This window comes from Caballeronia sp. LZ032, assembly GCF_031451315.1.
Lineage (GTDB): Bacteria > Pseudomonadota > Gammaproteobacteria > Burkholderiales > Burkholderiaceae > Caballeronia.
In genome coordinates, this window is record NZ_JARUXP010000001.1 from 1,292,361 (window position 1) to 1,314,606 (window position 22,246).

Here is a 22,246-nt window from a genome sequence, read left to right on the forward strand (position 1 = left end):
GGCGCTGCAAAACAAAACCCCGGTTTCCTGGACCGAAGTCCACCGAACCGGGGTTCCGTTCAAACTTGAACCAGGCTTTTTCAAGCCAGAAGCACCACCTTACTCCACCGCCCCTCCCGCAAACCACGCCGCCACCTTCTGCCGCTCGGCATCGGTCATCTGCGTGACATTCCCCAGCGGCATCGCCTTCAGCGTCACCGCCTGCTGATTCACGCGCTGCGCGTTCTGCTTGATCTCCGCCGGCGTATCCAGCAACACGCCCGCCGGCGCGCTGCCCATCATCGTCGGATGCGCGGAATGACACGTCGCGCAGCGCTGCTGAATGATCGGCTGGATATCCGCGACCTTGATCGTCGGCGCACCGGCGGCCTGCGCGACGGGCATCGTCGGCGCGGGCATCGTCCACGCGAACGCGCCCAGCACCAGCACCAGTCCCGCGACCGGCATGTACCACAGCACCTGGCCGCGATGACGCATCACGAAGAACTGGCGGATCAGCGCGCCGGCCAGCATGATCAGCACCAGAATCAGCCAGTTGAACTTGTGCGTGTAGGTCATCGCATAGTGGTTCGACAGCATCGCGAACACCACCGGCAGCGTGAAATACGTGTTGTGCACCGAGCGCTGCTTGCCGCGCTTGCCGTAGATGGCATTCGGCGTTTCGCCCTTGAGCATCGCGGCGACCATCTTGCGCTGCCCCGGAATGATCACGAAGAACACGTTCGCCGACATGATGGTCGCAATCATCGCGCCGGTGATCAGGTAGGCGGCACGGCCCGCGAACACGTGGCACGCGATGAACGCCGCCACCAGCACATACACGCCTACGCAGATGCCGAGCAGCTTGTCGTTGGTGCCGAGCAGGCGGCACAGCGTGTCGTACACGATCCAGCCGGCCATCAGGAAGCCCAGCGCCGCCGACACCGCGACCACCGGGCTCATGTCCAGCACGCTCTTGTCGATCAGATACGTCGACGGCGACAGCAGATACAGCACGAAGAAGAGGCCGAAGCCGGACATCCACGTCGTGTACGACGGCCAGAACGACCAGTGCAGGTTCTCTGGCATGTCCTGCGGCGCGACGGAATACTTCTGCATGTGATAGAACCCGCCGCCGTGCACGTGCCAGAAGTCGCCGAACACGCCGCGACGGCGCGCGTTCGGGTCGGTCGGCGGTTTCAGGCTGTTATCCAGGGCGACGAAGTAGAACGATTCGCCGATCCAGGCGATCGCCACGATGACGTGCAGACAGCGCAATACGAGATTGAGCCAGTCGGTGACAAAGCCTTCCATGTACTCCTCCACTACCGATTTGTTTTATGCGCGCCGTCTGCGAGGGGACCAGGGGCAGGGCGCGAAGTCATTGTCTTGAGCGTGTTCTCAGCTGCCGCGATACGTGCTGTACGCCCACGGCGAAACCAGCAGCGGCACGTGATAGTGCGACGCCGCGTCCGCGATGCCGAAGCGCAGCACCACGCGGTCGACGAAACGTGGTTCGGGCACTTTCACGCCCAGCTTCGCGAAGTAATCGCCCGCATGGAACACGAGTTCGTATTCGCCGATGCGGAATTCGGCGCCTTCGAGCAGCGGCGCATCGGCGCGGCCGTCGTCGTTGGTGTGGATGGTCTTGAGCGCGCGGCGCGAGTCGCCGTCGAGCGCGAACAGTTCGACCTGAAGATGCGCGCCCGGGCGGCCGTGCGCGGTGTCGAGGACGTGGGTAGTGAGCTTGCCCATTCGCAGTTTCCTTGAGTTATGCGAGATCTGGCGGAGCGCTGATCCGAAAATCCGCGTCCCCGGGGCGGGGTGCGTGTGCGGCGGATCGAGGCTCCACGTCAGTGGCTACATACCCGTCGGCGTTTCGGATGCGCGCCGTGTACAGCATTGTAGGAAGTCGCCGCGCGCTGTGCGCCCGCGATAGGAAAGATAATGCCCAACGCATGAGCGCGGTCCGAACAGCCCTCGCGCGCATCTGCCGGGGTCTCCCGGCGATGCTAACCGCGCCAAAAATCAGGAATATATCGGCGGGCTGAGGACGACCATGACGGGAGCCTGATTGCGTCCGAATTTTTGGCTGCGGACAGTGGCAGTGCGCGCACGATATCTGGATACTGTGCCGCGTCCCGAAGACGGCGTCCTGCGCTGGGTAACCGGGGCTTCACCGGACCCCATCACCGTTTTCAGGAGCAACAATCGATGCAAGCCAGAACCCTGTTGGTCAGAAACGCCCACATGCTCGTCACGATGGACGCGCAGCGCCGTGAAATCGCCGACGGCGGCATGTATATCGAAGGCAACCGCATTGTTGCAGTCGGCCCGACGAGCGAACTGCCGTCCACCGCCGACGACATCCTCGACATGCGCGGCCAGCTTGTGATTCCAGGCCTCGTCAACACGCACCATCACATGTACCAGAGCCTGACGCGCGCGATTCCTGCCGCGCAGAATGCCGAGCTGTTCGGCTGGCTCACGAACCTCTACAAGATCTGGGCGCATCTCACGCCGGAGATGATCCACGTTTCCACCCAGACTGCGATGGCCGAGCTGCTGCTCTCCGGCTGCACGACGTCCAGCGACCATCTTTACATCTACCCGAACGGCAGCCGGCTCGACGACAGCATCGCGGCCGCGCGCGAGATCGGCATGCGCTTCCACGCGGCGCGCGGCAGCATGAGCGTCGGCCAGAAGGACGGCGGTCTGCCGCCCGATTCCGTCGTCGAGCAGGAAGACGCGATCCTGAAGGACACGCAGCGCCTCATCGAGACGTATCACGACGCCGGCCGCTACGCGATGCTGCGCGTCGTCGTGGCGCCGTGCTCGCCGTTTTCCGTGAGCCGCGAGCTGATGCGCGACGCCGCGCTGCTCGCGCGCGAACACGGCGTCTCGCTGCACACGCATCTGGCCGAAAACGTCAACGACGTCGCCTACAGCCGCGAGAAATTCGGCATGACGCCCGCCGAATACGCGGAGGATCTCGGCTGGGTCGGCCATGACGTATGGCACGCGCACTGCGTGCAGCTGGATCGCGCCGGTATCGAACTGTTTGCGCGCACCGGCACCGGCGTCGCGCATTGTCCGTGCTCGAACATGCGGCTGGCTTCCGGCATCGCGCCGATTCGCGCCATGCGCGATGCCGGCGTGCCGGTGGGGCTCGGCGTGGACGGCTCTGCGTCGAACGACGGCGCGCAGATGGTCGCGGAAGTGCGCCAGGCCTTGCTCTTGCAGCGCGTGGGCTTCGGCCCCGACGCGATGACCGCGCGCGAGGCGCTCGAAATCGCCACGCTCGGCGGCGCGAAAGTGCTCAATCGCGACGACATCGGCGCACTCGCGCCCGGCATGGCAGCGGACTTCGTGTCGTTCGATCTGGCGCAGACGGCGTTCGCGGGCGCGCTGCACGATCCGGTCGCGGCGCTGGTGTTCTGCGCGCCGTCGCAGGTATCGACGAGCGTGATCGACGGCAAGGTTGTCGTGAAGGACGGCCGCCTGACGACGCTCGATCTCGGCGCGGTCGTCGAACGGCACAACCGTCTGGCGGGCGAGCTGGCAAACCAGGCGTAAAAAGCAGCGGGGCGCCCGAAGGCGCCCCGTGCGGCATCACGGCTGATCGATCAGCGAGCGCGTCGCCTCCGCGACGAGCCCGCGCAGCCAGCGGACTTCATCGGAGTAATGGCAGCGCTCGTGCCACAGCTGGTAGTACTGCATCGGCGGAAAATCCAGCGGCGCGGGCACGACGGCCAGCGGCAGGAAGCGCGCGTAATGATCCGCGAAGAGCCGCGTCGTCGTGAACACGAGGTCCGACTTGATCAGCACGTATGGCGCGAGATTGAAGTACGGCAGCGTCACGACCACATGGCGCTTGAGCCGCTCGCGCGCCAGATGCACGTCGATCGCGCCGCGCTGGCCGACCGAATAGGGCGTCGGCGCGAGATGCGGGGCGTTCAGGTACTGGTCGAGCGTCAGGCCGCCGCGCTTGGCGAAGGGATGCGTATTGCTGACGAGACAGACGATCTTGTCGACGAACAGATTGGACAGATGCAGTTGCTCGGGCGGTTCGGGCCAGTTGCCGACGACGATATCGAGCTTGCCGTCCTCCAGCGCGAGCTCGTAGTCGAACGCCGGGCCGAGCGAATGAAATTCGAGCGTGGCGTCGGGCGCGGCCTGGCGAAAGCGTTCGACGACCGTCGGCACGAACAGCACGTTGAGATAATCGGGGCAGCCGATGCGATAACACCGGACCGACGTCGACGGGTCGAAGTTGTGCTGCTGCACCTTGATGCGCTCGATTTCGCGCAAGGCGTTCTGGGTGGGTTCGAGGAGGCGCAGGCCGTATTCGGTGGGCACCATGCCGGACTTGCCGCGTACCAGCAGCGGGTCGCCGGTAATGTCGCGCAGGCGACGCAGCGCTGCACTGATAGCCGGTTGCGACTGGTTGAGCTTGACGGCCGCGCGGGTCACGCTGCGTTCCATCAGCAGAGTGTGCAAGACGCGCAATAAGTAAGTATCGATCGCCTCGCGTTGCTGACTCATGTTATCTCCACTATACGTTCTGCCTGATATCAGCAGGGGTTGTCCATATCATTTTTAATATGTAGCAAAAATTTCGTCAAGGTGTGGCTTACCCGCAAAGCCTGGCTGTACGTGATTTGGCGCGTTATTTTGAGTAATCGACTTGGAGACCCGAATTCTGTACATTCTGCCCGCGGCCCGATTTGCGTGACGTCCATTTGTCGCGCGCCGGTTTCGCGGTAACTTTTTCCAGCCTGGCCTGCTCGGTGGCCGGGCGCATCTCTGGATCTCAATGGGCGACGCCATCCAATCGTCGACAACGCCACCGCGCCTGGCGTTGTCAGGCATCAGCAAGCAGTATCCGTCGGTCAAGGCGAACGACGGCGTGAATCTGGTCGTCATGCCGGGTGAAATCCACGCCGTGCTGGGCGAAAACGGCGCGGGCAAGTCCACGCTGATGAAGATCATCTACGGCGCCGTGCGGCCCGACGAAGGCGAGATCCGCTGGGAGGGCGAGGCCATCGAGATCGGCAGCCCGGCGGCGGCGCGCAAGCTCGGCATCGGCATGGTGTTCCAGCATTTCTCGCTGTTCGAAACGCTGACGGTGGGCGAGAACATCGCGCTCGCGCTCGACGAAAAGTTCGACATGAAGGCGCTCGGCAAGCGCATTCGCGAGGTGTCGAAAGACTACGGGCTCGATGTCGATCCGCAGCGCCATGTCCACAGCCTGACGGTCGGCGAACGGCAGCGCGTGGAGATCGTGCGCTGCCTGCTGCAGAATCCGCGTCTGCTCATCATGGACGAGCCCACCTCGGTGCTCACGCCGCAGGCGGTCCAGAAGCTGTTCAAGGTGTTGCGCCGGCTCGCGTCCGAGGGCTGCAGCATTCTCTACATCAGCCACAAGCTCGACGAAATCCAGTCGCTTTGCGAGAACGCCACGGTGATGCGCGGCGGCCGCGTGACCGGCAATGCCGATCCGCGCCGTGAGACGCCGGCGTCGCTCGCGCAGATGATGGTCGGCCATTCGCTGCCGGACTACACGCGGCGCGAGCACCAGCCGGGCGAGATCCGGCTCGCGGTGAAGAACCTGTCGGCGGCGAGTCCGGATCCGTTCGGCACCTCGCTCGACAACGTCTCGTTCGCCGTCCACGCGGGCGAGATCTTCGGCATCGCGGGCGTGTCGGGCAACGGCCAGGCCGAATTGCTGGCGGCGCTCTCGGGCGAGATCCGCGACAAGCACGTCGCCGCCGATGCTGTGTCGATCTGCGGCAAGCCCGCCGCGCGCCTGAGTGCGGGCGGACGGCGGCGGCTGGGCTTCGCGTTCGTGCCGGAAGAGCGGCTCGGACGCGGCGCGGTCCCGGCGATGTCGCTCGCGGACAACGGCCTGCTGACGGCCCACAGAGAGAACATGGTGCGCGGCGGCTGGATCCGCTCGGGCGCGGTGCAGGCGTTCGCGGACCGCTGCATCAAATCCTTCGACGTGCGCTGCGGCGGCAGCGGCGCGCTCGCGCAGAGCCTGTCAGGCGGCAACCTGCAGAAGTTCATCGTCGGGCGCGAGATTCTCCAGGAGCCGAAAGTGCTGGTGGTCGCGCAGCCCACCTGGGGCGTCGATGTCGGCGCGGCGGGCTTCATCCGACAGCAACTGCTCGATCTCGCGGCGCGCGGCGTCGCGATTCTCGTGATCTCCGAGGAACTGGAAGAACTCTTCGACATCTGCGACCGGCTCGCGGTGATCGCGGGCGGCAAGCTCTCGCCGGTGCGCCCGACCAGCGAAACCAACGCGGAAGAGATCGGCCTGTTCATGGCCGGCCTGTTCGACGGCAAGCGCGCGCAGGCGGCCGAACTCGATTCACTCCCGAAGTAAGCGAACGATGATCTTTCCCTATCGACTCGAAGCGCGCCCGACGCCGTCGCGCGCCATGCAGCTTGCCGTGCCGGTGGTCGCCGCGGTCGCGACGCTCGTCATCGGCTTTCTGATTTTCAGCCTCGTCGGCCAGGATCCGCTGCGCGCGATGCACGCGTTCTTCATCGAACCGCTGTCGAGCGTCAACGGCTGGTCGGAACTCGTGCTGAAGGCTTCGCCGCTGTGCCTGATCGGTCTGGGTCTCGCGGTCGGCTATCGCGCGAACGTGTGGAACATCGGCGCGGAAGGGCAGATGCTGCTGGGCGGCATCGTCGCGGGCGGGATCGCGATCCATGCCGGCGATGCCTCAGGCTGGTGGACGCTGCCGCTGATGATGGCGGGCGGCGTGATCGGCGGCATGTTGTGGGCGGCGATTCCGGCGTTGCTCAAGAGCCGTTTCAACACCAACGAAATCCTGACGAGCCTGATGCTCACCTACGTCGCGGCCCAGTTGCTGATCTATCTGGTGAGCGGCCCGTGGCGCGACCCGGACGGCATGAACTTCCCGATCTCGGCCATGTTCGGCGACGACGCGCTGTTCCCGCGCCTCTACGGCGACTGGCACTGGGCGTGGCTCAAGGGCACGCGCATCAACGCGTCGGTGTTTCTCACGGCAATCGCGATTCCCTGCGTGTGGGTCTTCATGCGCAAGAGTTTCGCGGGCTTCCGGATGAACGTCGGCGGCCTCGCGCCGCTGGCCGCGCGCTATGCCGGCTTCTCCGACAAGAAGACCATCTGGACCTCGCTGCTGCTCTCGGGCGGCCTCGCGGGCCTGGCCGGCATGGGCGAGGTGGCCGGGCCGATCGGCCAGCTGCAGGCGGGCTGGTCGCCCGGCTATGGCTTCACGGCGATCATCGTCGTGTTCGTCGGCCGGCTGCATCCGGTGGGCATCGTGCTCGCGAGTCTGCTGATGGCGCTGCTCTATCTCGGCGGCGAAGCCGTGCAGACCTCGCTGCAACTGCCGCAGGCGCTCGCGGGCGTGTTCCAGGGCCTGCTGCTGTTCTGCCTGCTCGGCTGCGATCTCTTTGTGAACTACCGCATTACGCGGCGTTCGGCGCATCACACCGCTTAAGCTTAACGAGAGCAGAAGACCATGGATATCAATCAGGCCAGCAACCTCGCCTCGAGCGCCGTCATCGCCGCGATCCCGCTGATGTACGCCGGCGCGGGCGAACTCGTCGCCGAGAAGTCGGGCGTGCTCAACCTCGGTGTGGAAGGCATGATGCTGATGGGCGCCGTCACCGGCTACGCCGTCACCGCGATCACCGGCAGCCCGTGGCTCGGCATTGTCGCCTCGGTGTTCGCCGGACTCGCGATGGCCCTGCTGTTCGGCTTTCTCACCATCACGATGCTCGCCAACCAGGTCGCCACCGGCCTCTCGCTGACGATCTTCGGCATTGGCTTCTCGGCCTATGTCGGCAAGCCGTACACCTCGGCGGCGGTGCGCGCGAGCATCGACGTGATGCCGATTCCCGGCCTTTCGTCGATTCCCGTGCTCGGCCCGGCGGTGTTCTCGCTGACGCCGCTCGGCTATCTCGCGTTCGTCATGTTCGCGGTGATCGGCTGGTTCCTCTACAAGACGCGCGCGGGGCTCGTGCTGCGCTCGGTCGGCGAATCGCCGGCGGTCGCGCATTCGGTGGGCTTTCCGGTCGTCGGCGTGCGCTACGGCGCGACGCTGTTCGGCGGCGCGATGGCCGGCATCGCGGGCGGCTATTACTCGATCGTCTATCTGCACGTCTGGCAGGAGCAACTGACCTCGGGTCGCGGCTGGATCGCGCTCGCGCTCGTCGTGTTCGCGACCTGGCGGCCGGGACGCCTGCTGATCGGCGCGCTGCTGTTCGGCGCGGTGATGGCGCTGCAGTTCTACGCGCAGGCCATCGGCGTGCCGGTGCCTACACAGTTTCTCGCAATGCTGCCGTACATCGCGACGATCGTCGTGCTGGTGCTGATCTCGCGCAACCCGAACACGATCAAGCTCAATGCGCCGGCGTCGCTGGGCAAGCCGTTTTTCGCGGCGAGCTAGCGGTCCGTCACGGCACGCCCGGCGGTTTCGTCCGTTTTTTTGGCCGACCACACTCTGTCACACGCACAACCGATTCACACACAACATCGACCAGGAGAATCACAATGAATAAACCATGGCTCAAGGCCGTCGCCGCGACGGTCGCGCTGTCGGCCAGCGTCGCCGCGATGAGCACGCAGGCCGCCGACGCGCCGGGCGTCGCGTTCGTCTATCTCGGCAATCCGGGCGATGCCGGCTGGACCTTCGCACACGACGCGGGCAGCAAGGAAGCCGAAGCGAAGTACGGCAGCAAGATCAAGATCACGCGCGTGGAGAACGTGCCGGAATCGGCCGACTCGGAACGCGTGTTCCGCGATCTCGCCAACAAGGGCAACAAGGTGATCTTCGCGACGAGCTTCGGCTACCAGGATTTCGCGCTGAAGGTCGCGAAGGACTTTCCCGACACCACGTTCCTGACGGCCACCGGCTTCAAGAAGGCGAAGAACTTCGGCACCTATGACGTGCGCATGTACCAGGGCGCGTATCTCGCGGGCGTCGCGGCCGGTTACGTGACGAAGACCAACACGCTGGGCTTCGTCGCCTCGGTGCCGATTCCGGAAGTGGTCCGCAACATCAATGCGTACACGCTGGGCGCGCGCTCGGTGAATCCGAAGATCCACACGAAGGTCATCTGGATCAACAGCTGGTTCGATCCGGGCAAGGAAAAGCAGGCGGCTGAAACGTTGATCGGCCAAGGCGCCGACGTGCTGTTGCAGAACACGGATTCGAACGCGACGCTCAACACGGCCGCCGAGAAACACGTGTATGCCTTCGGCTGGGATTCGAACATGAAGAAGTTCGGCCCGAACGCGCATCTGGGTTCGGTGGTCGCGCACTGGGGCGTCTATTACAACGACGTGATCCAGAAGGTGATCGACGGCAAGTGGAAGAACGATCCGGTGTGGCTCGGCATTCCGCAGAAGGCCGTGGACCTCGAAGACCTGAATACCGGCGTGATTCCCGCGAAGGCGGTGCAGGCCGTCGCCGCGAAGCGTGACGAAATGCATGGCGGCAAGTGGGATGTGTTCAGCGGTCCGATCAAGGATCAGTCGGGCGCGGAGAAGGTGCCGGCCGGCAAGACGCTGACGGATCCGGAACTGCAACGCATCAACTGGTATGTGGAAGGCGTGGACGGTTCGCTGCCGAAGTAAGGAGGCTGGCTGCCGTCGAAACAAAAGCCGCGCTTCGTTGCGAAACGAAGCGCGGCTTTTTGCATACGGCGTGTGAACGCGTCAATCCTCGAGGCGGATGCCGACCTTGAGCGTCACCTGCCAGTGCGCGACCTTGCCGTCCTCCACGTGGCCGCGCGTTTCCGTGACTTCGAACCAGTGAATGTTGCGCAGCGTCTTCGAGGCTTTGGACAGCGCGACGCGCACGGCGTCGTCGCTGGACTGGGGCGAGGAACCGGTGAGTTCGATCTGCTTGTAGACGTGTTCCGACATGGTGTTCTCCGTTCTTGATGATGGGCGGCGCGAATGGCCGGTGGCGTCGCGAGAAGCTTGCAATGTCGTTGCAGCAAGGCGCGCGCCATTGTCTGCGGCGGCGCGCGGCTTCCATTAGAGAACATGCAGGCGTGCGGGAATAGTCGGGGTTTGCGCGAGGGACGTGCCTGAACCCAGGCCCTGAACGCATCGGGCCTCGCAGGGAGGCCCGATCGATTCATGCTGCTTCACGCTACCGGAGATTCGGAAGAGAACTCAGCGCAGCGGACGCGATGCAGCGTCGCCCGCATCCTGCCGGCGCGCGCCGCGCCGCCTGCGCGCCGAGACGGTCGCGCCGAAGTCGTTCAGGATCTGGGTGCGGGCGCGGCTTGCGAAAACCAGGAAGCCGAAGCCGTTGGCTTCATACCAGTAGCCGCCGTTCTCGAGTCCGTCGAGCGGTTGTTCGAGCGCATTGGTGATGGATTCGACACAGCGCCGGTGCAGTTCATCGATGGCCGGATAGGGCGGCTGGGCGCCGCGCACGCTGCACAGGAGGACATCGAGTCCGGGCAACGCATGGGCGTAGAGCACCGGTTCGTCCTGCGCGCGAGCGCGCGCGATCTTGGTGTCTAGCTGACCGAAAGGCCTGAAATGCCGGAGCACGGCGAGAAACGACTCGTCGCCGTCGGCTTTCACGCGTCTACGCTTTTTCGGGAAGGACATAAAAACTCGCCTGAAAAAGAATTGCAAGAAACGCAGCGTCCTCATGCGGCCACTCCCGTCTTGCGCGCCGCACGTCGATCTTTTATAGCGCATCGATGTGAATAGGTCACGGTGATTCGGGCCAAGGATCACGACCGGCGATTTGCACGGCCTCCTGCCTGATTGCACGATCCTGGCGCACGATTCATGCCGTTGACCGATTGGCGGCCCGCTTGGCATCCATCTGGGCATCCCTCTGAGCATCTAATCCCAATAATAGTCCCGCTCCTGCCCGCAAGAACAGCTTTCGTAAAGAAAAAAGCGGCGGGGCGCACTAATGGACACCCACGGAAGTGGGCTGCTGTGGTTGGAGACCCGCGCACGCCGCGCGGGTTCCTGAAAATCTCAATCCACAGGCGGGCTAGACGCGCGGCGCGTTCTTCAGTTCGTCGCGGATTTCGCGCAGCAGCAGCACATCTTCCGGCGTGGACGGCGGCGGGGCGGCTTCGGTGGGCTTGCGCAGGTTGTTGATGAACTTGACCATCAGAAAGATGATGAACGCGAGGATGATGAAGTTGATCAGCACCGTGATGAACGAGCCGTAGCCGAACACGGCCACGCCCGCGGTCTGCAGATCCTTGTACGAATCCGGGTTGCCCTTGAAGGTTGGGGGTATGGGCCCGAGTTTGATGAAGAGATTGGAAAAGTCGAGGCCGCCGGTGGCGAGGCCGACCACCGGCATGATCAGGTCTTTCACAACGGAGTTGACGATCGTCGAAAATGCGCCGCCGATGATGACGCCGACCGCGAGGTCCATGACGTTGCCCTTCAGGGCGAAGTTCTTGAATTCTTCGATCATGCTCATGCGCGGCTTCCTCCAGTTGAAGTTCGAAACGATGAATCGGGGTAAGGCGGCAGCAAGGGCTATGCCATTGAAACGCCGGCGAGCCGCGCCGCGTCGGGCATTGCGGCGTGGACAGCGTCCATGATAGTCAATTCGACTGGGAGCCGCCCGCGCACCGCACATCTCATCCTGCTGCCCAGGCGTTACTTCGCCGGCACGCGTCCCTGGCTGATCGCCGCGCAGAACGCGGCGTGATCGGCCACGGTCTGCGCGCCATAGCGCTCGGCCCAGGTCGCATAGGCGGCATCGAGCCGGTCCGAACTGCCGCAATAGCCGGCAATGAGCGCAGCATCGCCCGTGCGGGCGTGGGCGCGCGCGAGCAGCATGCCGAGGCACCAGGCGTAGAAATTGAAGGTGGCGCCGTGCAGCCAGTCCACCGGAATCGAGCCGCGAATCTGCTTCATCTGGCGTACGTAGAAGTCGCGGCCGGAGATCGTGGTCCAGCCGAGCAGGGCGTCCGACGAGCTCTGCATCAGCCGCTGACCGTGCACGACGCGCCGTCCCTGATGCTGGTACGGCTCGTCCAGCGGCGGCACGAACGGCGCTGCGGCCGGCACGATGCCTTCCTTCACCTGCACGAACAGCGGATCGCCGAGCGCGCGGCCGAGCATCAGCACCAGGTAGGCGCGCGTGCCGACGCTGCCCACGCCGACCACCCGGTGCGCGACATCCGCCACATCATAGCGTTCGAGCATCATGCGCCACTCGCCGGCGATGGTCTGCAGATAGGCCTTCAGGCCATCGATCACATGATTTTTCTCGGCGGCGTCGAGTTGCGTGAGGATCGGCGGATCGACCTTGAAGCGATAGCCCTTGCCCACCGGCTCGGCGACCTTCGCGAGCATGGTCGCGTGCGAGCGCTTCATCGCGCGCTCGACGGTCTTCTCGATGGTGGCTTTCTCGTGAGCGTCGAGCCGGGTCGGCGCATCCATGTGCAGGGCGCTCGCGTAGCTGCGCATCTGCCAGAGATCGTACGGATTCACCTGCCAGAGCGTCGCCATGGTCGTGCGATAGCCCGCGCACGCTGACCGCACCGCGCGCTCGCGTCCGGCCGCGTCCACGCCGTTCTCGCGCGCCGCGACATTGATGCTCGCAGTCAGGCGTTTCAGGTCCCATTCCCACGGTCCGACGAGCGTCTCGTCGAAGTCGTTCAGATCGAACACCACGTCCTGACGCGGCGTGCGGAACAGGCCGAAATTATTGATATGGGCGTCGCCGTCGATGATGACGTTGTGCCCGATCGAAGGCGATTTCGCCAGGTCCCATGCCATCACAGTGGCGGAGCCGCGCAGGAATGCGAACGGTGACTCCGCCATGCGCTGCATGCGCAGCGGAATGAGCCGCTCCTGCCGGCCGGCGTTGCCCGCGAGGACGCGCTCGACCGGATCGGGCCGGGCAGGGTCTGGCTGCCATGCGGCGTGCTGCTCGAACGGCACCGCGTCGCGCAGCGCGCGCCCGGCGGCGCGGCTGGCTTCGGCCGTGCCGCCGGCCTGGGGATTCGTCGGAGTGGAACCGGGGCGCATGGACAAGGCAGGTTCTCCTTGGGACTTGAATGCGGTGAAGCGTCGGGCAGATGCGCAACGGTGTCATGGACAGGCACGTTTTACACGCTGTACGCGTCGGGCGGACCGCAGCGCACACGAGCACGCGGCGCATCCACGTCCAAGGGAGCGCCAGCAAGCCGCGCGCCGTGCCCTTCCATGGGCACGCAAAATGCTGTTTTCGATCCGCCTTACACGTCCGCAATGCACGCAGCACACACCGTACGATCCCGACGCCGCGCGCGTCATTACTCGAATCCGATCATCTCATGCCGAACGAATTCCGCATTGCCGAAGGCTCCCCATTTCCGCTCGGCGCCACCTGGGACGGTAACGGCGTCAACTTCGCGCTGTTTTCCGCGAACGCCACCCGGGTCGACCTGTGCCTGTTCGACGAGAAAGGCGAACAGGAACTGCAGCGCATCGAACTGCCCGAATACACCGACGAAGTCTGGCACGTCTATATCCCCGACCTCAAGCCCGGCGCCGTCTACGGCTATCGTGTGCATGGTCCTTACGAGCCGGAAGCCGGCCATCGCTTCAACCCGAACAAGCTGCTGCTCGACCCGTACGCGAAGGCGCATGTCGGCGAGCTGAAATGGGACCCGGCCGTGTTCGGCTATACGCTGCTCGCCGAAGGCGACGATCTCACCTTCGACGAACGCGACAGCGCGCCCTTCATGCCGAAGTGCCAGGTCGTCGACCAGAGCTTCTCCTGGACGCACGCCACCCGCGTGCGCGTGCCCTGGGAACACACGATCTTCTATGAGACCCACGTGCGCGGCTTCACGAAGCGCCATCCGGCGGTGCCCGAGCACCTGCGCGGCACCTTCGAGGGCCTCGGCCAGAAGGAAGTGGTGGAGTACATCAAGAGCCTTGGCGTGACATCGGTCGAACTGCTGCCGATTCACGCGTTCGTCAACGACAGCCATCTCACCGACAAGGGCCTGACGAACTACTGGGGCTACAACACGATCGGCTTCTTCGCGGCGGACCCGCGTTACTTCGCGCGCGGCGCGGGCGTCGTCGCCGAATTCAAGGAGATGGTGGACCGTCTGCACGAAGCCGGTCTCGAAGTGATTCTCGACGTGGTCTACAACCACACGGCGGAAGGCAACGAGCGCGGCCCGACGCTGTCGTTCCGCGGCATCGACAACGCGTCGTACTACCGGCTGATGCCGGAAGAGTCGCGCTATTACATCAACGATACCGGCACCGGCAACACGCTGAACCTGTCGCATCCGCGCGTGCTGCAGATGGTCACCGACAGCCTGCGCTACTGGGTCACGGAGATGAACGTCGACGGCTTCCGCTTCGACCTCGCGACGATTCTCGGCCGCGAGCCCTATGGCTTCGACGAAGGCGGCGGGTTCCTCGACAGCTGCCGTCAGGATCCGATTCTGTCCAGCGTCAAGCTGATCGCCGAGCCGTGGGATTGCGGCCCGGGCGGCTATCAGGTCGGCGGTTTTCCGCCGGGCTGGGCCGAGTGGAACGATCGCTATCGCGACACGGTGCGCGCTTTCTGGAAGGGCGACGAGGGCGAAGCGCCCGAGCTGGCGACGCGCATGACCGCGTCCGGTGACAAGTTCAACAAGCGCGGCCGGCGTCCGTGGGCGAGCGTGAACTTCATCACGGCGCACGACGGCTTCACGCTGAACGATCTCGTCTCCTACAACGACAAGCACAACGAGGCGAACGGCGAAGACAACAAGGACGGCCATTCGGATAACAAGTCGTGGAACTGCGGCGCCGAAGGCCCGACCGACGATGAAGAGATCCGCACGCTGCGCGAGCGCCAGAAGCGCAACCTGCTGGCGACGCTGCTGTTTTCTCAAGGGACGCCGATGCTGCTGGCCGGCGACGAGTTCGGCCGCACGCAGCAGGGCAACAACAATGCGTATTGCCAGGACGACGACATCAGCTGGGTGAACTGGGATATCGATGAAAACGGTCTCGCGCTCACCGAGTTCGTGCGCAAGCTGACGACCTTGCGGCATACGCTGCCGGTGCTGCGCCGGCAACGCTTCCTGACCGGGGAATATCGCGAGGATCTGCAGGTCGCGGATGTCCGGTGGCTCAGTCCGAGCAGCGACGAGCTGACGCAGGAGCAATGGGACGATCCGAACATGCGCTGCTTCGGCGTTGTGATGGACGGGCGCGCGCAGGCGACGGGCATTCGCAAGCCGGCGTCGGATGCGACCTTGCTGCTGATCGTGAATTCGTACCACGATGTCGTCGACTTCACGCTGCCGGACGTTCCGGGACCGGACGAGTGGATCTGTCTGATCGACACCAACGCGCCGGTCCGCGAGGAGCTGCCGGTGTTCGGTTCCGACGATGTCTACCAGGTGACGGGCCGCTCGCTGCTGCTGTTCGCGCTTCAGCCGCGCGGCGCGACGCGACGCATCTTCAAGCGCCTGGAAGAAGCGCTGACGGATGAGATCCCGCCGCAGGACGAGTCGAAGCCGACGGATCAGTAAGACGGCAGGTGAGTCGCTGATCGGCGGGGCGGTATCATGCGATCTTTGCGATGGCATCGAAGGCGGCGCGAGCCGCCTTCTTTTTTTCTCCGATTTCGCCGATGGCCGCTTCAACCTTGCCTGACCGCGCGCGGTTTCTCTGCCGCGCCGCGCGCGCCGCATGATGCTGCGAACGCTGCTCTATCTCGCGAACTGGGATCAGCTCGAACGGATCTGGGCGTTCGTCGTCGGCTTCTTCAAGTTCCTGTGGGGCCTGCTCCGCTTTCTCGGCGGAGGCGGCTGAGCGCGCGTGTTACTCGCGCCAAAAAACAAGGCCCCGCGTGCGGGGCCCTGGCTTATGCAGATGAGGCGGATACGAGGCGGATCAGGTGTCGCGCCAGCCGTCGTCGTTGTTGCCGAGATCCATGCCGCCGCCGCCGCCGTCGCTCCAGTCGTTGGAGCCATTGCCGAAGTCGAGGCCGCCACCGCCGCCGTTGTTGCCGAAGTCGAGACCGCCGTTGTCGTTCTGCGCCGGACGATCGACCGGCACATCGCGCTCGATCACGCGATCGCGTCCGTGCGACAGCGCCTCGCCGAGCAGCACGCCGGTCAACAACCCGCCCATGCCGCCGCCGAACCCGCCGCCGCCTTGCTGGATGATGACGGGCGGTTGTCCCTGCTGCGGGGGATAGGGTCCTTGCTGTTGCGGATAAGGCGGCTGCTGGCCGCGGCCGAAGCGCTCGGCTTCCTGCGCATACGGCGACGCGTTCGGGGCGCCAGCCTGCGCAGCGGCGGCCGGGTCCGGGCGGCCTTCGGCGCGGGCCTTGAGGCTCGCGACCTGATTCTCCAGATCCTCGATGGCGTACGGCGGCACCGGATTCTTCGCGTTCGTCAGGGACTCGACGGTGTCGCGCAACTGCGCTTCCGCGCCCTCGACGTCCTTCAGCAGCGCCTCATGTCCCGGCGCGGTCGAGAGCCGCACGTCGAGCTTGAGCGAGCGCACTTCGTTGAGGAGGTCGGTGGCGCGCTTCAGTTGCCCGCGGCGGTCGGTTTCGGCCTGGCCGTCGTCGCGTGCCCGCGCGCGCCGCAAGCCCCAGCGCAGCACCAGCGCGATGGCCGCGATCAGCACCGCGAAGCCGATCCACGCACCCATGCCGATACCGTGCTTCTGCGGCGCGGCAGCGGCGGCCTGATCCTGGTTGAACGGATTGCGCACCGCCGTGGTGTTCGCGCCGTTGTCCGAGCGCGGCGAGATGGTCGCGCGGGTCGAATCGGCTTGAATGCGCGCCTGGGTGGCGGCGAAGCGCGACGGGTCGGTGAAGCTCAGCGAAGGATCGATGGCCTTGGCCTGCTGCAGATGCGACAGCGCATCGCTGTAGCGTCCTTCGCGATCCAGCACCTGCGCGTACAGGTAATGCGCATGGGCATTCTTCGGATGGGCGTCGAGCACTTCGCTCAACTGCGAGTCGGCTTTCTGCCAGTTGCCTTGGGTCATCGATTGCTCGACCTGCTGCACCGTCGGTAGGGCGAAGGCGAGCGGCGAAGCGAGCGACAGCGACAAGGCGAAGGCCGTCAAAAACTTTTTCATGAGGCGGGCCGGACGCGATTAACGTCCGTCTCCTTTCGAAGCTGCAAACATGTCCTGCTCAGAGTCCTGCTCAAGATAGCGCATCACGCTCCGGCGCGTCGCGAACCGGTGAGTCCACGGCGCGCCAGATGATTCAACTGCACATGCAGCCATCGCAATTACTGCGCCGGCGGATTGACCTGCTTCTTCAGCGCTTCGAGGCGGTCTTCCACCGACGGCCCGCGATTGAGCGCGGCAAGCTTGTCGTCGAGCGCCTTGCCGGATTTCTGGTCGGCGGAATTCAGGCGGGCGTCGGAGCGCGCGTTGGCCAGCTGGATCTTGTCTTCGAGCTTCTGAAAGTCCTCGGAAAGATTCTTTCCGCCGATCCCGCCCAGCGCCGTGGCCGCGGTGTCCTTCGCCTGCGCGATCTGCTGCTTGGCCTGGAGGATGTTCGAACGCGCGTTGAGGTCGTTGCGGCGTTGACGCATGTCGGCGATCTGCGTCTTCAGATGCTCGACCGACGGTTCCAGCGTCTGCAGTTCACCGGCGAGTGCGTCGCGCTCGGTTTCGGCGTTGGCTTGCGCCGCGAGCGCTTCACGCGCCAGGCCTTCGTCGCCGGATTGCAGCGCGCGGCGGGCGCCGTCCTCGTACTTCTTCGCCTTGTCGGCGGCGGCGTCGCGCTTGCTTTGCTGCGTCGCGACCTGCGCCTCGATCTCGATGAGCGAGTTCTCCGCCTTCGCAATGCTGTCGTCGAGCTCGCGCACGATCTGGCGCGCGTCACGCGACGGGTCCTGCATGGTGTCGGCGGCGTCGTTCAAGAGACCCTTGACCGTGCGGGTGATCGAATCGAAAAGCGACATGTATTTCTCCTGGATGAAGACTGCGGCTCGCCTTGTGCCGCGTGCCCCTGTGCACGTTCAGCAAGCGTGCGCGGCGCGTAGGTGAAGGGCAAGGTGCGGGATTGCAAGCGTGGCTCGAGAAAAACTTCCGGCGAGGGCTTGCGCGACCGTGCGAATGCGTCGGGTTGATCCGCCCATTAGAGCACGCCCGGGCTTAATCCGACCTTAACCTGACGTTAGGGAGTGTAACGAAGGACGCGTCAAGGCTGGTACGGAGGCGAGACGGCCTCAATGACCGGAGCGCGAGCCATCGGTGAGCGAGGCGTCTTCGCCTGTACCGATCGAGTTGTCTTCGTTGAGGGAGTCGGCCGTGTGCGGGGTCGTGGCGCCGGCGCCAGGCAGTTCCGGCCGAATCCGGGGCGTCAGGGCAGCGCGCTTGGTGGCGCTTGCCGCCGCTTCACGCGCCTCGCGGGCGGCGGCCTTGGCGGCGACGCTCTTCAGCGCGACATCGAGCGGATCGGGCGCCTTCGGGGCGCGCAGGCGGTCGACGATGCCGGCCGCCTTGATCTGCTCGCTGGTGGCGTTGAAGTTCAGCACGGCGCGGCGCATGAGTTCGCTCACGCTGATGCCGAGCGTATCCGCTGTCTTGCTGATGGCCAGCTTCTGCGCGGGAGTGACAAAGACAACGATGCGTTCGCTGGGTTTGGTCGACATGGGCGGCTCGCAAACAGTAAGGCGATCGTAACCGGACGAGTGGCGGGACGAATCGCAACTTCGGTTCATCAAACGGCACGACATCTTTACCGCAGGGTTCGCGCATGACCGACCGGGAACCTGCAATCCATGCATCCATCATATCGGTTTGCGCGCGGGCGTGGGTTTGGGGGAGCGGTGTGCCGCCGCTCGCTGATCACGCTTTGAGCACGCACCGAAACTGCCGTGCGTTCAAACACTTGCCTATATTCTCATACAGTTGTCCACAACTCTGTGCTCAACCTCTGTGGGTAACCCAACACAAGTGCGGTTACGGGCGCCGTGCGCATCCATCCGCGCACTCACTTACAAAAAAACCCGTGCGGTTTTGGGGTGACGCGCGCGAATTCTTTAAAATGCGCTGTTACCCTCGGTCGACACCGGCCCGCTCATTCGCTCGCCCGTCTTTGCAGTCGCGCCCGCACAGCAGTGCAGCGGCGCAGCGCGCGCCACCGGCGCACGCCGAACGAACCCAGTCATGCCAATCATCAAACGACCCGACTCATCGAATTCCACGCGACACGATCGCGAACCCAGCTGGAACGAATCACGTAACCAGGCACGCAACGACTCCGACGCCGGCAGCCGCAATGGCCGCGGCGGCGGTGATGGCGGCGGCCGCCGAGGCGGCGGCAACGGCCGCAATGATCGCAACGGCAGGAACGGCGGAGGCGGCCGTGGCGGCCGCTCCGTGCTCGGGCGCATCGCGCTCTGGTGCGCCGGCCTCGTGGCGCTGGGCGCCGTGGTGGGCGGACTCATCGTCGGCTATGCGCTCGTCGTAATGGAGCCGAACCTGCCGTCGCTGAATGCGCTGATCGACTATCGGCCGAAGGTGCCGCTGCGCGTCTACACGGCGGACCACGTGCTGATCGGCGAATTCGGCGAGGAACGCCGCAGCCTCGTGCGCTTCCAGGATATCCCCGACCAGATGAAGAAGGCCGTGCTCGCGATCGAGGACTACCGCTTCTACGATCACGGCGGGGTGGATTTCGTCGGCATCCTGCGGGCGGGTGTCGCCGACCTGATGCACGGCGGCGCGTCGCAGGGCGCCAGCACGATCACGATGCAGGTGGCGCGCAACTTCTTCCTCTCCAGCGAGAAGACCTACACCCGCAAGGTCTACGAGATGCTGCTCGCGTACAAGATCGAGCGCGCCTTGAGCAAGGATCAGATTCTCGAGCTGTACATGAATCAGATTTATCTGGGCGAGCGCGCGTATGGCTTTTCGGCTGCGGCGCGCGTGTACTTCGGCAAGGACCTGAAGGACATCTCGCTCGCCGAGGCCGCGATGCTCGCGGGCCTGCCAAAGGCGCCTTCCGCGTATAACCCGGTGGTGAATCCGAAGCGCGCGAAGGTGCGCCAGCAGTACATCCTGAAGCGCATGCTGGACCTGAACTTCATCACGCGCGAGCAGTACGACCAGGCCGCTGCGGAAGAAATCCACACGAAGTCCGCCGGCACCGAGTACGGCGTGCATGCCGAATACGTCGCGGAAATGGTGCGGCAGATGATGTACGCGCAGTACAAGGAAGAAACCTACACGCGCGGCCTGACGGTGGTCACGACCATCGATTCCGCGGATCAGGACGCCGCCTACAAGGCCGTGCGCAAGGGCGTGATGGACTATGAGCGTCGCCACGGCTATCGCGGTCCGGAAGGCAACATCAACCTGCCGTCGAACGCGGACGATCGCGCCGAGGCCATCGAGGACGCGCTCGTCGATCACCCGGACAACGGCGAACTCGTGGCCGCCGTGGTGACGTCGGCGAGCCCGAAGCAGGTGACGGCGCAGTTCGTCGGCGGCGATACCGCGACGCTGTCCGGCGATGCCCTGCGCTTCGTCGCGGCCGCGCTGCGCAGCAATGCGTCGAAGGCGCTGGCCATCAAGCCGGGTTCGATCGTGCGCCTCACGCGCGACGACAAGGAGAAGGGCGGCTGGCAGATCACGCAGCTGCCGCAGGTCGAAGGCGCGCTGGTGTCGATGGTGCCGCAGGACGGCGCGATCCGCGCGCTGGTCGGCGGCTTCGACTTCAACAAGAACAAGTTCAACCACGTGACGCAGGCCTGGCGCCAGCCGGGTTCGAGCTTCAAGCCGTTCATCTACTCGGCGGCGCTCGACAAGGGGCTCGGGCCGGCGACCATCATCAACGACGCGCCGCTGTACTTCCCGGCGACCAACGGCGGCGATCCGTGGGAGCCGAAGGACGACGACCAGCCCGATGGCCCGATGTCCATGCGCACCGGCTTGCAGAAGTCGAAGAATCTGGTGTCTATCCGGATCCTGTCGTATATCGGCACGAACTACGCGCAGGACTTCGTCACGAAGAACTTCGGCTTCGACAAGGACAAGACGCCGCCGTACCTGCCGCTCGCGCTCGGCGCGGGTCTTGTCACGCCGCTGCAGCTGTCCGGCGCGTATTCGGTGTTCGCGAACGGCGGCTATCGCATCAATCCGTATCTGATCGGCGAAGTCGATGACGCGCGTGGCGCCGTCATCTCGCGCGCCAATCCGTTGACGGCGGGCAGCAATGCGCCGCAGACGCTGGAGCCGCGCAACGCCTACATCATGAACAGCCTGCTGCACACGGTGGCGACGCAGGGCACGGGCGCGGGCACCAACGTGCTGAAGCGCAACGACCTGCAAGGCAAGACCGGCACGACCAACGATGCAAAGGATGGCTGGTTCGCGGGCTATCAGAAGCAGCTGGTTGCCGTGGCCTGGATGGGCTATGACCAGCCGAAGACGCTCGGCAGCCGCGAGTTCGGCGCACAGCTGGCGTTGCCGATCTGGGTCGAGTACATGGGGCGCGCGCTGCGCGGCATTCCGCAGCAGGAGATGACCCAGCCCGACGGCGTCACGACGGTCGACGGCGAGTTGTTCTATGCCGATCGGACGCCGGGCATGGGCTTCGTCGCGAGCGTCGGGCTCGACAACACCAATCCGATGGCGGGCGATGCGACCACCATGGGCGGTGTCGGTCCGGCGGGCATGCAGGCGCCGCCGCCGCCGCAAGTCACCACCGACGAGCGCAAGCAGATCATGGACATGTTCAGCAAGCCTTAGGCTGTGCTGTTTTCAGACGCTGCGTCGTAAAGCAAACGCGCCGGGTTCTTTCCGAATCCGGCGCGTTTTTTCTGGGTCAGGCGGCCGCTGGTCAGTGACCGGTCGCTCCCGCCGGCTTGACCGAGCAGTTCATGTTCAGCGTGGACTTGTCCGCGAACGTCAGCGTCAGCGGAATCGTGGAGCCCACCTTGAGCGGCTTTGCCGGTTCCTCGAGCATCAGGTGATAGCCCTTCGGCGCGAAGTCGAGCTTGCCGTGGGCGGGGACATCGACGGAATCGACGGGCGACATCGTGGCCGTGCCGCTCTTCATTTCGGACTTGTGCATCATCGCCATGCCGAAGGCAGGGGTTTGCGCGTCGGTGAGCGTGACGGGCGTGTCGCCGTTGTTTGCGAGGCTGAAATACCCCGACGACGGCAGCGTGGGCGGCATCGCGCGAATCCAGCAGTCATGCGCTTCGAGCGTGGCCGCCTGAGCGAGGGACGCGCACGCGAGCGCGCCTGTGAAGAAAACGATTTTTTTCATGATGC

General features: G+C 64.9%; 19 protein-coding genes. 8 read left to right on the forward strand and 11 right to left on the reverse strand.

Annotated features, from left to right (window positions below):
* Positions 1–99: 99 nt before the first annotated feature.
* Together QCE69_RS06030 and uraH are read right to left on the reverse strand one after the other, a co-directional pair.
* Entirely contained in the window at positions 100–1,293 is a 1,194-nt protein-coding gene (locus tag QCE69_RS06030) for a urate hydroxylase PuuD (protein ID WP_309929902.1), read from the reverse strand.
* 87 nt (positions 1,294–1,380) lie between these two features.
* Positions 1,381–1,734, reverse strand: a complete 354-nt coding sequence (gene uraH / locus QCE69_RS06035) for a hydroxyisourate hydrolase (protein ID WP_309915591.1) — start codon at positions 1,732–1,734, stop codon at positions 1,381–1,383.
* Between the two features lie 459 nt (positions 1,735–2,193).
* Here uraH and QCE69_RS06040 point away from each other — a divergent pair, with 459 nt between their 5' ends.
* Entirely contained in the window at positions 2,194–3,555 is a 1,362-nt protein-coding gene (locus QCE69_RS06040) for an 8-oxoguanine deaminase (RefSeq protein ID WP_309929904.1), read from the forward strand.
* Between the two features lie 36 nt (positions 3,556–3,591).
* Here the strand turns inward: QCE69_RS06040 and QCE69_RS06045 are convergent, their stop codons facing one another.
* Positions 3,592–4,524, reverse strand: a complete 933-nt coding sequence (locus QCE69_RS06045) for a LysR substrate-binding domain-containing protein (protein WP_061124662.1) — start codon at positions 4,522–4,524, stop codon at positions 3,592–3,594.
* A 271-nt stretch (positions 4,525–4,795) separates the two neighbouring features.
* Here QCE69_RS06045 and QCE69_RS06050 point away from each other — a divergent pair, with 271 nt between their 5' ends.
* The 4 genes from QCE69_RS06050 to QCE69_RS06065 all read left to right on the forward strand — a co-directional run bounded on the left by QCE69_RS06050 (position 4,796) and on the right by QCE69_RS06065 (position 9,619).
* Positions 4,796–6,367: an ABC transporter ATP-binding protein gene (locus tag QCE69_RS06050; RefSeq protein WP_309915595.1), complete on the forward strand. Its 1,572-nt coding sequence runs from the start codon at positions 4,796–4,798 to the stop codon at positions 6,365–6,367.
* 7 nt (positions 6,368–6,374) lie between these two features.
* A complete protein-coding gene (locus tag QCE69_RS06055; protein ID WP_309915597.1) occupies positions 6,375–7,478 on the forward strand; it encodes an ABC transporter permease in 1,104 nt (367 codons plus the stop codon).
* Positions 7,479–7,499: 21 nt separating this feature from the next.
* Positions 7,500–8,429, forward strand: coding sequence for an ABC transporter permease (locus tag QCE69_RS06060; RefSeq protein ID WP_309929906.1), 930 nt, complete (start codon positions 7,500–7,502; stop codon positions 8,427–8,429).
* 104 nt (positions 8,430–8,533) lie between these two features.
* Positions 8,534–9,619, forward strand: coding sequence for a BMP family ABC transporter substrate-binding protein (locus QCE69_RS06065; RefSeq protein ID WP_309915600.1), 1,086 nt, complete (start codon positions 8,534–8,536; stop codon positions 9,617–9,619).
* 81 nt (positions 9,620–9,700) lie between these two features.
* On the opposite strand, the gene QCE69_RS06070 is transcribed toward QCE69_RS06065, so the two are convergent.
* The 4 genes from QCE69_RS06070 to QCE69_RS06085 all read right to left on the reverse strand — a co-directional run bounded on the left by QCE69_RS06070 (position 9,701) and on the right by QCE69_RS06085 (position 13,018).
* Positions 9,701–9,910, reverse strand: a complete 210-nt coding sequence (locus tag QCE69_RS06070) for a dodecin (RefSeq protein ID WP_309832023.1) — start codon at positions 9,908–9,910, stop codon at positions 9,701–9,703.
* A 255-nt stretch (positions 9,911–10,165) separates the two neighbouring features.
* Positions 10,166–10,657, reverse strand: coding sequence for a hypothetical protein (locus tag QCE69_RS06075; protein ID WP_309915602.1), 492 nt, complete (start codon positions 10,655–10,657; stop codon positions 10,166–10,168).
* Positions 10,658–11,012: 355 nt separating this feature from the next.
* Complete coding sequence (gene mscL, locus QCE69_RS06080) at positions 11,013–11,456, reverse strand: large conductance mechanosensitive channel protein MscL (protein WP_309808131.1); 444 nt, start codon at positions 11,454–11,456, stop codon at positions 11,013–11,015.
* 182 nt (positions 11,457–11,638) lie between these two features.
* Positions 11,639–13,018: a DUF2252 domain-containing protein gene (locus QCE69_RS06085; RefSeq protein ID WP_309931575.1), complete on the reverse strand. Its 1,380-nt coding sequence runs from the start codon at positions 13,016–13,018 to the stop codon at positions 11,639–11,641.
* 287 nt (positions 13,019–13,305) lie between these two features.
* Between QCE69_RS06085 and glgX the strand changes: the two genes are divergently transcribed.
* Both glgX and QCE69_RS06095 read left to right on the forward strand, forming a co-directional pair.
* Positions 13,306–15,516 carry a glycogen debranching protein GlgX gene (gene glgX / locus QCE69_RS06090; RefSeq protein ID WP_309915605.1) on the forward strand — a complete coding sequence of 737 codons (2,211 nt, stop codon included), beginning with the start codon at positions 13,306–13,308 and terminating at the stop codon, positions 15,514–15,516.
* Between the two features lie 160 nt (positions 15,517–15,676).
* Positions 15,677–15,799, forward strand: coding sequence for a hypothetical protein (locus tag QCE69_RS06095; RefSeq protein WP_309808134.1), 123 nt, complete (start codon positions 15,677–15,679; stop codon positions 15,797–15,799).
* 81 nt (positions 15,800–15,880) lie between these two features.
* On the opposite strand, the gene QCE69_RS06100 is transcribed toward QCE69_RS06095, so the two are convergent.
* The 3 genes from QCE69_RS06100 to QCE69_RS39495 all read right to left on the reverse strand — a co-directional run bounded on the left by QCE69_RS06100 (position 15,881) and on the right by QCE69_RS39495 (position 18,615).
* Complete coding sequence (locus tag QCE69_RS06100) at positions 15,881–17,083, reverse strand: tetratricopeptide repeat protein (RefSeq protein ID WP_309929907.1); 1,203 nt, start codon at positions 17,081–17,083, stop codon at positions 15,881–15,883.
* A 158-nt stretch (positions 17,084–17,241) separates the two neighbouring features.
* Positions 17,242–17,922 (reverse strand): PspA/IM30 family protein, encoded by a 681-nt coding sequence (locus QCE69_RS06105; RefSeq protein ID WP_309915611.1) that lies wholly within the window; start codon positions 17,920–17,922, stop codon positions 17,242–17,244.
* A gap of 267 nt (positions 17,923–18,189) precedes the next feature.
* Complete coding sequence (locus tag QCE69_RS39495) at positions 18,190–18,615, reverse strand: plasmid mobilization protein (RefSeq protein ID WP_404987299.1); 426 nt, start codon at positions 18,613–18,615, stop codon at positions 18,190–18,192.
* Between the two features lie 517 nt (positions 18,616–19,132).
* Between QCE69_RS39495 and QCE69_RS06115 the strand changes: the two genes are divergently transcribed.
* Positions 19,133–21,718: a penicillin-binding protein 1A gene (locus QCE69_RS06115; RefSeq protein WP_309929908.1), complete on the forward strand. Its 2,586-nt coding sequence runs from the start codon at positions 19,133–19,135 to the stop codon at positions 21,716–21,718.
* Positions 21,719–21,809: 91 nt separating this feature from the next.
* Here the strand turns inward: QCE69_RS06115 and QCE69_RS06120 are convergent, their stop codons facing one another.
* A complete protein-coding gene (locus tag QCE69_RS06120; protein WP_309929911.1) occupies positions 21,810–22,241 on the reverse strand; it encodes a copper chaperone PCu(A)C in 432 nt (143 codons plus the stop codon).
* Positions 22,242–22,246 lie beyond the last annotated feature (5 nt).

Coding starts and splice junctions, on each gene's coding strand:
- QCE69_RS06060 (WP_309929906.1), top strand. CDS start 7,500: ATGGATATCAATCAGGCCAGCAACCTCGCCTCGAGCGCCGTCATCGCC.
- QCE69_RS06065 (WP_309915600.1), top strand. CDS start 8,534: ATGAATAAACCATGGCTCAAGGCCGTCGCCGCGACGGTCGCGCTGTCG.
- QCE69_RS06115 (WP_309929908.1), top strand. CDS start 19,133: ATGCCAATCATCAAACGACCCGACTCATCGAATTCCACGCGACACGAT.
- QCE69_RS06050 (WP_309915595.1), top strand. CDS start 4,796: ATGGGCGACGCCATCCAATCGTCGACAACGCCACCGCGCCTGGCGTTG.
- QCE69_RS06095 (WP_309808134.1), top strand. CDS start 15,677: ATGATGCTGCGAACGCTGCTCTATCTCGCGAACTGGGATCAGCTCGAA.
- QCE69_RS06030 (WP_309929902.1), bottom strand. CDS start 1,293: ATGGAAGGCTTTGTCACCGACTGGCTCAATCTCGTATTGCGCTGTCTG.
- QCE69_RS39495 (WP_404987299.1), bottom strand. CDS start 18,615: ATGTCGACCAAACCCAGCGAACGCATCGTTGTCTTTGTCACTCCCGCG.
- QCE69_RS06070 (WP_309832023.1), bottom strand. CDS start 9,910: ATGTCGGAACACGTCTACAAGCAGATCGAACTCACCGGTTCCTCGCCC.
- QCE69_RS06075 (WP_309915602.1), bottom strand. CDS start 10,657: ATGAGGACGCTGCGTTTCTTGCAATTCTTTTTCAGGCGAGTTTTTATG.
- QCE69_RS06055 (WP_309915597.1), top strand. CDS start 6,375: ATGATCTTTCCCTATCGACTCGAAGCGCGCCCGACGCCGTCGCGCGCC.
- QCE69_RS06040 (WP_309929904.1), top strand. CDS start 2,194: ATGCAAGCCAGAACCCTGTTGGTCAGAAACGCCCACATGCTCGTCACG.
- uraH (WP_309915591.1), bottom strand. CDS start 1,734: ATGGGCAAGCTCACTACCCACGTCCTCGACACCGCGCACGGCCGCCCG.
- QCE69_RS06045 (WP_061124662.1), bottom strand. CDS start 4,524: ATGAGTCAGCAACGCGAGGCGATCGATACTTACTTATTGCGCGTCTTG.
- QCE69_RS06120 (WP_309929911.1), bottom strand. CDS start 22,241: ATGAAAAAAATCGTTTTCTTCACAGGCGCGCTCGCGTGCGCGTCCCTC.
- glgX (WP_309915605.1), top strand. CDS start 13,306: ATGCCGAACGAATTCCGCATTGCCGAAGGCTCCCCATTTCCGCTCGGC.
- QCE69_RS06100 (WP_309929907.1), bottom strand. CDS start 17,083: ATGAAAAAGTTTTTGACGGCCTTCGCCTTGTCGCTGTCGCTCGCTTCG.
- QCE69_RS06105 (WP_309915611.1), bottom strand. CDS start 17,922: ATGTCGCTTTTCGATTCGATCACCCGCACGGTCAAGGGTCTCTTGAAC.
- QCE69_RS06085 (WP_309931575.1), bottom strand. CDS start 13,018: ATGCGCCCCGGTTCCACTCCGACGAATCCCCAGGCCGGCGGCACGGCC.
- mscL (WP_309808131.1), bottom strand. CDS start 11,456: ATGAGCATGATCGAAGAATTCAAGAACTTCGCCCTGAAGGGCAACGTC.